Origin of the sequence: Runella zeae DSM 19591 (assembly GCF_000423565.1) — a bacterium.
Lineage (GTDB): Bacteria > Bacteroidota > Bacteroidia > Cytophagales > Spirosomataceae > Runella > Runella zeae.
In genome coordinates, this window is record NZ_AUIF01000011.1 from 15,106 (window position 1) to 28,109 (window position 13,004).

Consider the following 13,004-nt stretch of genomic DNA (forward strand, 5'->3'; position numbering starts at 1 on the left):
TTTTTTACTCTGCTCCCCGCAGCACCATCACAAAAGTAGTACCCTCGCCCACGGCCGACGAAACACTCAACTGTCCACCATGCTGCTGCATAATCTGACGAGACAGGCTTAGGCCAATCCCTGAGCCTGTTTTTTTGGTAGTATAAAAAGGAATAAAAATCCGCTCTAATGCTTCGGGTTCAATCCCTTGTCCATTATCTGCCACCTCAATATACATACGCTGACTCATATCGGCATAAGCTTTGACTGTAAGGTGAGCATTGGGAATTTCCTCCAAAGCTTCAATAGCATTTTTCACTAAATTGATAAGGACCTGTTCGATTTGGTCGGCATCCGCTTTAAGGATGAGAGATTCGGGCAGTACTGTTACGGTAGTTTCGATAGAAGCATCTTGCAAGCCTTTCTGAAACAATTGTACAATCCTATTTAGCAACTCTTTGGCTGGAATATCTACTAAAACAGGCTTGGGAAGCGTCGTAAAATCACGGTAAGCATTCACAAATTGGATGATGCCAGCACTGCGTTTTTGTAAAGTTTGGAGGGCTTCTTTTAAGTCTTGTACGCCTTCGTTTTCGGGTACTACGGGCAATATATCAAGCTCTACAATGTCTTTCATCGTACCTACAAGCGACAAAATCGGGGTCAAAGAATTCATGATTTCGTGGCGCAGTACCCTCGTTAGGTTTTGCCAAGCTTCGATTTCCTTCTGCTGCAATTCGGATTGAATATTTTGAAGCACCAAAATTTTCAATACTTTACCTCTCAGTTGGATTTGCGTAGCCTGTACCGATAATGGCTCATCGTCAGGCGTTTGATAGAGCTGTCTTACGCCAGTATGGAGATTTTCTACCAAAGTATACAGCTGCGGATGAGACTCTTTCAGGTCATCAAGCTGACGTAGGCGATAGATATTGAGCATTTTAAGTGCGGCACTGTTGACCAGCTCTACGCGCCCTTGACCGCTAAAACTGATAAGTCCCGTACTGATGTGTTGAACGATGGTATTGAGGTATTGTAAGTTTGCTTCTTTTTCGGCACGAGCCACCCTAAATGCCTCCAATACTTCATTGAATTGTTGATTGATTTCGCGAAAGCTATCGCCCATTTTGTCATCAGAACGAAATTTGATGGCAAAATCAGAATATCGCACCGACTCAAAAAAACGGGCGAGCTTGCGGTTGGTGTTGGTTACATAATAATACAACTGAATCACCGCAATCAAACACACTAACCCTATCAGGGCAGAGAGTACCCATTGCTGCTGCGGAAAAAAATAAATCAAGGCCGATATGCTCGCCACTAGCCACAAAATCCGCCACAAAATCCCGATAGAAAAATGTCTCATAACCCGTATTTTTCCATGCGACGGTAGAGGGCTTGCCGCGACAGCCCTAATTCTCGTGCGATTTCGGTAATGTTACCACTGTACTTTTTCATTGCTTTCACAATCAACTGTTTTTCCATTTCTTCGAGTTGGTATGTTTCCGAAAATTGCGATGCTTCCGTAAAAGCATTTTGGAAAAAGTCTTCGGGTTGTAAGGCATTTTGTTGGGTAAGAATTACCGCCCGCTCTACCGCACTTCTAAGCTCTCGCACATTTCCGGGCCAATTATACCGTTGCAATTGTTTGACCAACGGCGCACTAAAAGTAGTAACTACGCGCTTGTACTGATGCCGATATTGCTTTAAGAAAAACTCAGCCAAAGGCATAATATCTTCAGGGCGCTCTCTCAAAGCAGGCAAACGCAACTCAATGGTGTTGATACGATATAGCAAATCTTGACGAAACGCTCGCTCAGCTACCATTTGTCCAAGTGGCTGATTGGTAGCACATATAATCCTGACATCCACCTGTTTTGGTTTGTTGGAGCCTACCCTAGTTACGATGCGACTTTGTAAAACAGTCAGTAACTTGGCCTGCATTGGCAACGACAAATTGCCGATTTCGTCCAGAAAGAGAGTGCCGCCATTGGCTTCTTCAAAACGCCCCGCTCGGTCTTCTTTTGCATCAGTATAAGCACCTTTGACGTGCCCAAACAATTCGCCTTCAAACAAGCTTTCTGGAATAGCCCCCAAATCGACTGTCACAAAAGGCTTGTCGGCACGTTTGGATTTTTGATGAATCAACTGCGCCAAATCGCTTTTTCCCGTGCCATTTTCTCCCAAAATCAAGATGGTAGCATCCGTAACGGCTACGCGCTCGGCGGTTTCGAAGAGCTGCTGCATGAGAGCACTTACAAATACCAAATTGATACTAGAGTTTTGGTGAGCAGGAGCGGCTTTGTGGGTAGTTATGGGGGCAGCTAAACCCGCCTGTGCTTTATCATTGGCTCTTTTCTGAACTCCCGCTTGCATCGTAGCCAAGAGTTTGTCGTTTTCCCAAGGTTTCAACACAAAATCCATCGCTCCAGCTTTCATCGCTCTGACCGCCATTTCAACATCGCCAAACGCCGTAAAAAGAACCACCACCGCTAAGGGGTCAATATCCAATATCCGATCAAGCCAATCAAAGCCTTCTTTACCACTGATGACATCCCGCGTAAAGTTCATGTCAAGCAAGATGGCATCATAATCTCCATTGGTGACTAAAAAAGGAATTCGCTGCGGATTTTTTTCAATATCGACTTGGCTAAAATGACGCTTTAAAAGCAACTTAGCAGCACTAAGGACATCTACGTCGTCGTCAACAATTAATATTTTGGCTGTCTGCATTTGAGATATTTGTGAATGGACGATTTAATTTTTCGGTACAATCTTAAGAAGACTTTCTGTATTGTTTATTACCCAATTAGAGTGCCAAAATACGAAATCCCTCATTATCAAGCATTAAGAAATAGGGCTATTTTTATTCTTGTCCAAAGCCGTACAACGGTTGTCCGTTTTCGGACAAATTGCCAAGCATTCTATAAAAATAAATCATTCATATACAGGCACTTATGTTTCTGGCACGGGTATTGGCAGCATTGTAAATGTACTCATACAGCCATAAAAACACGATTTGAAAATTAGTTTAGGTTAAGAGAAGCGTGAGCCAGACAAGGCGTTGTTATTAACAGCCATTTTGTTTACCATTTTTCTAAAAATTATTTTGCTTAAATTTATTTCACATGGAAGTTAAGAATCCGCTCATCAACCAAACCACGGGCAACCATACTCAAGGCTCAATGGACCGCGTACGCAAAAAGAAATTTTGGAATACCCAACGCACTCTCATGTTTGCGGGTGGGGCAGCCCTTGTGGCTTTTGTCGTTTATCAGGTATTTTTTGCAGATAAACGCTCAAAACTTAACGTAGAAGCCGAAAAGCTCACTGTTTCGTCGGTTTCAATGGGCTCATTCGATGAATTTATTGTTGTGACAGGTGTAGTCCAACCCCTCAAAATCATCCGCTTAGATGCGATTGTAGGAGGGTACGTCAAAGAAAAACTCGTAGAAGGGGGTAGTATGGTCAATCAAGGACAGATATTGCTCAAACTTGAAAACCAAAATTTAAAATTAAGCTTCTTGCAATCCGAAACTGAAGCAAGCCGCTTGGTAAACGACCTCCAAAATACCCGCCAACAACTGAAAGTCAATCGCTTCAATATTCTCCGTACTCTCAACGATCTGGAGTTCAGAATCGACCAAGCGAAGGATGTTTATGAACGCAATCAGAAACTTTTCAAAGATAAAGTATTGCCTGAGTCTGATTTTTTGAAATCAAAACGTGATTATGAGCTTTTGGTTAAACAAAAGGAAATCGAAACCGAATCACAAAACTATCAGGAAGAAAACGCCAAGATGCAAATCGCACAGCTAGAAGGTACGCTCTCGCGTACTCAGAAAAACGTAGAGCTGTGGCGGCAAACCCTCGACAACTTGGTGGTAAAAGCACCCGTAAGTGGCGTCTTGTCTTCGATTGATGTAGAAGTAGGTTCTAACATCAGCCAAGGACAAAACATCGGACAAATTGACGACCTCAACGGCTTCAAAATGCGAGTAGCCATAGATGAGCACTATATTTCTCGGATTTTTGTGGGTCTGAAAGGTACTTTTGATTTTAACGGAAAAGAAAACCCCCTCACCATTTCTAGAATATACCCTGAAGTACGCAATGGTCGCTTTGAAGTAGACATGATTTTTCCTGCCACCGGCGCTGCCGAAGGAATCAAACGTGGCCAATCTACCCCTATTCGTCTTGAGCTAGGAAAAGCAGAAAAGGCTCTTTTATTGCCAGTAGGCGGATTTTTCTCGGATACAGGCGGCAATTGGGTCTATGTCTTAGACAATAGCGGCAAGCGGGCCGTCAAAAGAAACATCACTTTGGGCCGCAAAAACCCCGAATTTTATGAAGTATTGGAGGGCCTTCAAAATGGTGAAAAAGTGATTACAAGTTCGTACGCCAATTTTGGAGATAAAGAAGTATTGGAATTAAATTAATCAACCCTTAAGAAAGCAACCCTCGGTTTTATATTGAGTCTCTTATCGAGTAGCCATTTTCATCCTCACAATTCTTGAATCCATAATTTTGACTTTACGATGATAAAAACAACTAATCTCCAAAAAATCTTCACTACCGAAGAAGTAGAAACAACAGCCCTGAACGGAATAGATTTGGAAGTAAAAGATGGCGAATTTGTAGCTATCATGGGGCCATCTGGATGTGGAAAATCCACCCTTCTCAATATCCTAGGATTGCTTGACAACCCCTCTGATGGCAGCTACGATTTTCATGGCACCGAAGTAGCCAAACTCTCCGAACGCCAACGCGCCCAGCTTCGTAAAGGCAACATTGGCTTCGTATTTCAAAGCTTTAACCTTATCGACGAACTAACGGTGTATGAAAACGTAGAGCTTCCTTTGCTTTATCTCAAGGTTCCAGCCAATGAGCGTAAAGAAATGGTAGAGACCGTTTTGACCCGTATGAATATCATGCACCGTCGCAATCACTTTCCTCAACAACTCTCTGGTGGACAGCAACAAAGAACCGCAATCGCGCGGGCGGTAGTAGCCAAGCCCAAATTAATCTTGGCCGATGAGCCTACCGGAAACTTGGACTCTGCCAATGGCGAAGAAGTGATGAAACTCCTCTCTCAACTCAACGACGAAGGCACAAGCATCATCATGGTGACTCACTCACCTTACGATGCGGGCTTTGCCCACCGTATTGTCAATTTATTTGACGGAAAAGTAGTAACCGAAAAAATGCGGGTTTAACCCCTGCTACGGAGAGAAAAGTCAAAGAATGCTTACTTTTCTCTCCTTTATATCTATCCCATACAGCACTTTTTTTTCTTCACACTACTTGCCTTGAGTGAGGCAGTGCTGTTTGTATAATGCTGCTATAAGAAAAACAGAGCAAGCACAACGCTGTTTTTTCCTTTCCTCATTTCTCAAAAACCTATTCAACAGCTCTTTTAATCATGTTTAGCAATTACTTCAAGATAGCCCTTCGTAATCTCCAAAAAAACAAGGCTTTTTCGGCTATTAATATTTTGGGGTTAGCTCTCGGAATGGCTTGTAGCCTTATCATCATGCTATGGGTGCAAGATGAAGTAGCGATGGATTCTTTCCACGAAAATGGCCCTCGTCTTTATCGGGTAATGGAAAATCAGTTTTATTCTGGTAAAATTGAGACTTACGCTTCTACCCCTGGCATCTTGGCCGAAAACATCGTAAAGGATATTCCCGAAATAGAAAAAGCAAGTCAGATGCTATGGGAAGAAGAACCGCTTTTTACGGTTGGCAACAATTTCGACAAAGAAAAAGGCCGCTATGTACAAGGCGATTTTCTAAACATGTTTAGCTTTAAGCTCGACAAAGGAGATGCCCGCACTGCCCTCAAACGCCCCGATGGAGTCGTGATTTCTAAAAAACTGGCAGATAAATATTTTCCCAACCAAGATGCTTTAGGCAAAACCATCCGAATTGATAGCAAAGATGATATGATGGTGACGGGTATTTTGGCGGAAATCCCCAAAAATTCCTCCCTTAAATTTGACTTTTTGATGAGCTATGACCGTTGGCATAAAACCAACGGATGGGCAAAAGAATGGGGCAACAATGGTCCTCGCTGCTACGTAATGCTCGTCAAAGGTGCTTCTCTTGAAAAGGTAAATGCCAAAATCAAAAAGTATATTAAAACCAAAAATAAAGACAGCAACGTAGAATTATTTTTACAATCATACCAAGAGTCATATTTATATTCTAACTGGGATAGTGGTCGTCAAAACGGTGGACGCATTGATTACGTCCGTATTTTTGCCATCGTTGCCATTATTATTTTGGCGATTGCGTGTATCAATTTTATGAATTTAGCCACGGCACGTTCGGTGAAACGGGCCAAGGAAGTAGGAGTCAGAAAAGTAATCGGTGCCATGAAAAGTGTTTTGATTGGCCAATTTATCGGGGAAGCTATTCTCATCACTTTTATGTCTCTTGTGATAGCCCTATTGATTGTATTTTTGTTGTTACCTACTTTCAATATGCTTACTGAAAAAGAGCTTTCTCTCAACTTTACCGAAGGCAGTTTCTGGCTCTTTTTAGTTGTTCTAACCCTTCTTACGGGATTTGTAGCGGGGAGTTACCCAGCCTTGTTTATGTCGTCGCTCAATCCTGTAGTAGTCTTGAAAGGAGCACTCAAATTTAAGCCTAGTGCCACTTATTTTCGCAAAGGATTGGTGGTGTTTCAGTTTGCATTGTCTATCATTCTCATTGTAGGAATGATTATTGTACACCGCCAAATCAATTTCTTACAGACTAAAAATATAGGGTTTGACCGCGAAAATCTGCTTTACATGCCCTTAGAGGGAGATTTACAAAAAAACTTTGCATCGTTTAAGCAAGCACTTCAAAATCAACCAGGTATCAAGCTTGTCACGTCTTCACAGGCCAATCCTTTGGAGGTGGGTTCTTCTACCCAAGGGGTGTCTTGGCCTGGCAAAGATACCACTCAGCTTCTGCTCTTTGCCAACAATTCTATCTCTTATGATTACATCCAAACCATGGGCATACAGCTGATTGAAGGACGTGATTTTGGTCCTCAATTTGGTACTGATACCACCAACTATATCATCAATGAAGCCACCGCCCGCAAAATGGGCTACAAAGACCCCGTAGGTAAAGAAATGACAATGTGGGGACGCAAGGGAACGATTGTAGGGTTGATGAAAGACTTCCATCACAATACACTTCATGTACCTATCGAGCCTTTGATTTTGCGATTACAGCCCAAAGACGACTATTGGGGTGTAGTAGTAATCCGTACCGAGGCTGGAAAAATCCCAACGGCTATCGCTAGCACCGAAAAAATCTTTAAACAGTTTAACCCTCACTTTCCTTTCAAGTACTTCTTTGCCGACCAAGAACTTGCGAAACAGTATAAAAGCGAAAATGTAGTTAGTAATCTCTCCAACTACTTTGCCTTCTTAGCCATTTTTATTTCATGCTTGGGGCTGTTTGGATTAGCAGCCTTTACTGCCGAACAACGTACCAAAGAAATAGGCGTACGGAAAGTATTGGGCGCAAGCGTTGGCAACTTAGTTCAAATGCTTTCTTTGGATTTTCTAAAATTGGTATTGATTGCCACGCTCATTGCCTTTCCTATCGCATGGTATTTCCTAAAAGATTGGCTTCAAAAATACGCCTACCGCATTGATCTGGAATGGTGGTATTTTTTAATAGCCGCCGTTAGTGCCTTGGTGATTGCGCTTGTTACGGTCAGTTTTCAGGCTATCAAGGCTGCATTGATGAATCCCGTAAAATCGTTGAAATCAGAATAAATCGACGTCACGTAGAGACGTTGCATGCGGTAGAGACGTTGCATGCGGTAGCGGTGGAGACGTTGCATGCAACGTCTCTACAACAACATCCCAATACGGAAAATAGAATTATGAAAACATCAAATAATTCCTTCCCCATTGCGGGTTGGGGGGCTGGTATGACAGCCAATTATATCAAAATAGCGTTTCGAAACCTCTGGAAAAACAAGCTTTTTTCCTTCATCAACATCATGGGTTTGGGACTGGCTATTCCTTTTGCGCTATTGGCCTTGATGCATCTTCAAAGCACTTTTGAGTTTGACAATTTTCACCCTCATCCCGAACGCATTTACCGAGTTTTGACCAACGAAGTAACCCGCGAAGGGACAGTGACAAAGTATGCTTCGTCGCCCTACTTACTAGCGGATGAGTTAAAAAGCAATTATCCTAGCATCGAAAAGGCGACCAAAGTGGTGCGGGACTTTGGTTGGGAGCTGACTACCCCGTTTAAGTCGTTGAAAGTAAACACCTTATACGTAGAGCCTAGTTTTTTTGAACTTTTTGGATTTTCGCTCGCCAAAGGAAGTATTTCAATAGCTCCCAATACGTTGATGTTGAGCCATGAAGCCGCTACCAGATTTTTTAATGATGCCAATCCTATTGGACAAACACTAGTACACCCTACCTACGGCCCCATGACAGTAACGGGTGTATTGAAGCCCTTCAAAAAACAGACACAGTTTCGAAGTGATGTAATGGTATCGATAGCGACGTTAGAAAAATTTCGTCCAGAGATAAAACAAAACACAGGATGGAGAACTTACGAAACCCACACCTTTGTGAGAGTACAGCCCAATACCCCTGCAAGTGCCTTAGATTTTGCGCTGCAAGGAGTAGCTAAGAAGACTAATGTCAACCTAACGGCTGCCAAAAAGACCAATCTGTTTCGGAAACAGGCTTTGGCCGATATATCTCCAAGTGTCGAGGATTTGAGATACAATCCTTATGTGGATTCGATGGAAGATATTTATTTCAACTTTTTCATTCCTTTAATGATTTTGTTGTTGGCTGGTTTCAACTATACCAACCTGACGTTGGCGCGGTCGTTGAGTCGTGCCAAAGAAGTAGGCGTACGCAAAGTGATGGGGGCGATTAGACTACAGTTGGTGATTCAGTTTATTTGTGAAGCCCTCATCATTGCTTTCTTTGCCTTCGGGATTGGGCTAGTGTTGTTGTATTTTATGAAACAAAACCTTCAAGTACAATGGCTTACTTGGGAAGTCGAAAACAAAATGCTAATCGGAGGAATGTTTGTGATTTTCACTTTGGTGTTGGGCATTTTGGCCGGGGCATTACCAGCCATAATCTTATCAAAATTTCAACCTGCCATGGTCCTGAAAGGTATGCTGGGGCCGGTTTCATTTGGAAAAGTAAACTTTCGAAAAAGCCTGATTGTCATTCAATTTATAGCCACTTTGGGATTCTTGTTTATGATTGGTCATATGTACAATCAGTTTAGTTATATGGCTACCGAAAACGATAATTTTAACCGAAAAGGAATTTTTAATTTATCATTGGCAGGACAAGATTATCGTGTATTGATAGATGACATCAAAAAGCACAAGGACGTAGAAAAAATAGGCTTGGTGTCTATGCCCTTTGGAGGCGTGCCGTCGCAGCAAGCCATTAAAGTACATGAAAAGGATGAAAATTCATCCACGTATTACTATTCGGTCGATAAAAACTTCATCGAAAACATGAATCTGACGTTGGTAGCAGGCAAAAATTTACCCTTTTCTTCTACCGACTCAGCAAGTCACTTTATCTTACTAAACGAAACCGCCGTACAACGTTTACGCCTCGGTACGCCTCGCGAAGCGATTGGGCAGCAGGTATTTTTGAACAATGCTTTTCCTGCCCAAATTGTGGGCATAGTCAAAGATTTTTGTCATTTCCATTACCAATACAAGAAAGAACCGTTAGTATTCCAGTACAATCCTTCACAATTTGCAATGATGTCGGTCAAAGTCAATCCTCAAGTAAATCAGGATGCTTTTTTGGCCGATATGAAAGTCATTTGGAAAAAATACAATCCTTATAAAGAATTGGGGTATTCGTGGTACGAAAAAGAACTATATGACCGCTACTATCCGGCGGAAGATATGAAAATCATGGGTTTGACCTCACTCATTATTTTTGTGATTGCCCTTATGGGCTTACTAGGCATGGTGACATACAGCACCGAAAAACGCTACAAAGAAATCGGAATCCGAAAAGTAATGGGAGCAAGCGTATGGGAAGTAGTTCGGATTTTGTCGTGGAGTTTTTTGAAACTACTGTTCATTGCGGCAGTGGTAGCTTTACCGATTGGATTGGTTGAGAATATGTTTATGAATAAGATGTTTACTTTTTATGCAGGGTTAAATATAGGCTTGATGATTATGTTTTTTGGGGTGGTGTTGTCCGTTGCCGTTGGGGCGATTGCCTATTATGCTACCAAAGCTGCATTGGTAAATCCTGCCAAATCATTAAAATCGGAATAAATGACCGTTGTCGTAGGGTCGTTGCAATGCAAAGGTCGTTGCAATACAAGGGTCGTTGCATTGCAACGACCCTACGACAAATAAACCTATATCATCATGGTACAAAACTATCTCAAAATCGCCTTCCGCAATCTACTTCGCAATAAGGTATACAGCATTATCAACATTGCAGGGTTGGCACTAGGACTAACGGCCTGTTGGTTGATTATGCTTTATGTACAACACGAAAAAAGTTATGATGAATTTTTGCCATATGCCGAACGTACACATGCAGTAGCACTCAATCTCAAAATGGGACAGGATGAAGGTCGCACTACCAATACTCCGCCACCTCTAGGGCCCCAAATGGCGATTGATTATCCTGAAATTGAGATGTTTGCCCGAACGTTTGACCTAGGTGCCACTGTCATTCAACGAGATTTACCAAACCAAAAACCGCTGCTTTTCAATGAAAACGGGATTATGGCCGCCGATACTGCCTTTCTCGAATTATTTGGTTTTCCGATGCAGCAGGGTGATGCAGCATTGGCACTGGATAAACCTAATAGTGTGGTTTTGACCGAAAAAATGGCAAAAAAATACTTTGGCAGCATGGATGTCATAGGCCGCTCATTAACGATTAATGAGCGACCCTTTAGCATTACAGGCATCGTTAAAGATATTCCTTCCAACTCTTCTGTCCAATTTGATTTTTTGGTTTCAATGACCAACTTCAAAGTAGTGGAGCGTTTTTCGTGGAGCTGGATATGGCTCCAAATGGACACATGGGTACGGCTTCGTAAGCCTCTTACTCCTGTGGAATTGGCGGTGCTTACCGATAGATTCGACCTCATGGTAAGGACTCATGCACCGGCGGCTTATCAACGCATTGGTCAAAATTTTGAGGAAAACATGAAGCGCGGGGACCGTTATAAAGTCGAACTTTTACCTTTAAAATCCCTGCATCTCTATCAGCCCGGCCTCTCCTCCAGACTCACCACTTTGGGAGATGCCCAACAAGTAGAGTTATTTAGTATCATCAGTGTGTTGATACTGATCATTGCCTGTGTCAATTTCACCAACCTCACTACTGCACGCTCTCTTCAAAGAGCCCGCGAAGTGGGGGTAAGAAAGGCGATTGGCTCGCAACGTAGCACCATCATTGGTCAATTTTTAATAGAAGCATTCTTGTTTAGTCTGATGGCATTTGGCTTAACTATGATTCTAGCGTCTTTAGCCCTGCCTTTGTTCAACCAACTCACCGACCATGTATGGACTTTCAAGGAGCTTTTTTCCCCCAATACCGTTGGTTTAGTGCTGATATTACCCTTCATAAGTACGCTTTTAGGAGGAATATATCCCGCCCTTTATTTATCCAAGTTTAAGCCCGTAGATATCTTCAAAGCTGCGACTCCTTCGGCCAAAGGTGGGCAAGGGTGGCTCCGTAGTAGTTTGGTGGTATTTCAGTTTGCGGTTTCTATCACCTTGATGATATGCGCCACAGTCGTGTATTGGCAATTACAGTTCGCCCAAAATCAATCAACTGGTTTACAACGCAAAAACATCTTAGTTGTAGAAAATGTACGTCACCTAGAATCTGAAAGTGCGAGAGAAACTTTCAGACAAAAACTGCTCCAACTGCCCGAAGTACAGCAAGTAACGCACTCTACTTTCTTACCTTCTTTAGGGAGTTTTGGAGATTTTTATGAGCCAGAGCAAGGCACTCAAACCACTGCTGTTGTTCAAAATATACCTATTTCTTCTTTTTTAACCGACGAGCATTTTGTACCAACTTTGGGAATTCAATTGTTAGAAGGTAGAAATTTTGTTCATAATTCACCACTTGATTCGACGTCGGTCATTCTCAACGAAGCAGCAGTAAGAGCTATTGGCTGGCAAAAACCCATAGGTAAATGGATGCGCTACCCTGGCAATCGAAACCAGCGCTTTCAGGTGGTAGGAGTCATGAAGGATTTTCACATTGGGTCGATTAGAGCAGCTATCGAACCTGTGGCCATTTTCCATAAATCTTCTAAAACCTACCAAACTTGGGGTTCGTACCTAGCTGTCAAATTACAACCTCATAACGAAAAAACGGCCATCGCCAAAATCGAATCTTTGTGGCAAAAGAGTGTTCCTAATGTTCCTTTTGAGTTTGATTTTTTAGATGCTTCTTTTAAAACTTTATATCGTACCGAAAATAAAGTCAGTTTGATTTTAGGAGTATTTACAGCCTTGGCACTTATCATTGGCTGTTTGGGGTTGTTTGCCCTCGCTACTTTTTCAGCCGAAGTGCGTACCAAAGAAATTGGCATTCGCAAAGTCTTGGGTGCTTCAGTATTAGGAATCACCGCACTACTATCCAAAGACTTCCTCAAACTTGTGATTATCGCGATTGTGATTGCTTCTCCTATCGCTTGGTATTTGATGTCAGAATGGCTACAAGATTTTGCCTATCGCATCAGTATTTCGTGGTGGATGTTTGCGATTGCAGGAGGATTAGCAGTTTTGATGGCCCTTTTGACGGTTGGTTTTCAGTCTGTCAAAGCGGCCTTATCAGACCCTGTAAAATCATTAAAAACCGAATAATTTGTTTGGTGTTGTAGAGACGTTGCATGCAGACGTTCAATACAGACGTTGCATGCAACGTCTCTACGGATTGGCATCATCTACATCTACGGGCCTTGCATGCAAACGTTATAGAGACGTTGCGGGCAGACGTTACATACAGATGTTGTAGAGAC

General features: G+C 42.4%; 7 protein-coding genes. 5 read left to right on the forward strand and 2 right to left on the reverse strand.

All coding sequences use genetic code 11. From position 1 onward, the window contains the following. Positions 1–4: 4 nt before the first annotated feature. Positions 5–1,345: a sensor histidine kinase gene (locus G563_RS0103735; RefSeq protein ID WP_028664123.1), complete on the reverse strand. Its 1,341-nt coding sequence runs from the start codon at positions 1,343–1,345 to the stop codon at positions 5–7. Beyond that, positions 1,342–2,712 (reverse strand): sigma-54-dependent transcriptional regulator, encoded by a 1,371-nt coding sequence (locus G563_RS0103740; protein ID WP_028664124.1) that lies wholly within the window; start codon positions 2,710–2,712, stop codon positions 1,342–1,344. The genes G563_RS0103735 and G563_RS0103740 overlap by 4 nt, the downstream gene beginning before the upstream one ends. Positions 2,713–3,164: 452 nt before the next feature. Between G563_RS0103740 and G563_RS0103745 the strand changes: the two genes are divergently transcribed. The 5 genes from G563_RS0103745 to G563_RS0103765 all read left to right on the forward strand — a co-directional run bounded on the left by G563_RS0103745 (position 3,165) and on the right by G563_RS0103765 (position 12,849). Continuing rightward, positions 3,165–4,418, forward strand: coding sequence for an efflux RND transporter periplasmic adaptor subunit (locus tag G563_RS0103745; RefSeq protein ID WP_028664125.1), 1,254 nt, complete (start codon positions 3,165–3,167; stop codon positions 4,416–4,418). 99 nt (positions 4,419–4,517) lie between these two features. Next, positions 4,518–5,195, forward strand: coding sequence for an ABC transporter ATP-binding protein (locus G563_RS0103750; protein WP_028664126.1), 678 nt, complete (start codon positions 4,518–4,520; stop codon positions 5,193–5,195). Between the two features lie 206 nt (positions 5,196–5,401). After that, the gene (locus G563_RS0103755; RefSeq protein WP_028664127.1) at positions 5,402–7,759 is read left to right on the forward strand and encodes an ABC transporter permease; all 2,358 of its coding nucleotides are present in this window, start codon (positions 5,402–5,404) and stop codon (positions 7,757–7,759) included. A 110-nt stretch (positions 7,760–7,869) separates the two neighbouring features. Then, the gene (locus tag G563_RS0103760) at positions 7,870–10,281 is read left to right on the forward strand and encodes an ABC transporter permease (RefSeq protein WP_157585053.1); all 2,412 of its coding nucleotides are present in this window, start codon (positions 7,870–7,872) and stop codon (positions 10,279–10,281) included. Positions 10,282–10,377: 96 nt separating this feature from the next. Beyond that, positions 10,378–12,849, forward strand: coding sequence for an ABC transporter permease (locus G563_RS0103765; RefSeq protein WP_028664129.1), 2,472 nt, complete (start codon positions 10,378–10,380; stop codon positions 12,847–12,849). Positions 12,850–13,004: the final 155 nt, after the last annotated feature.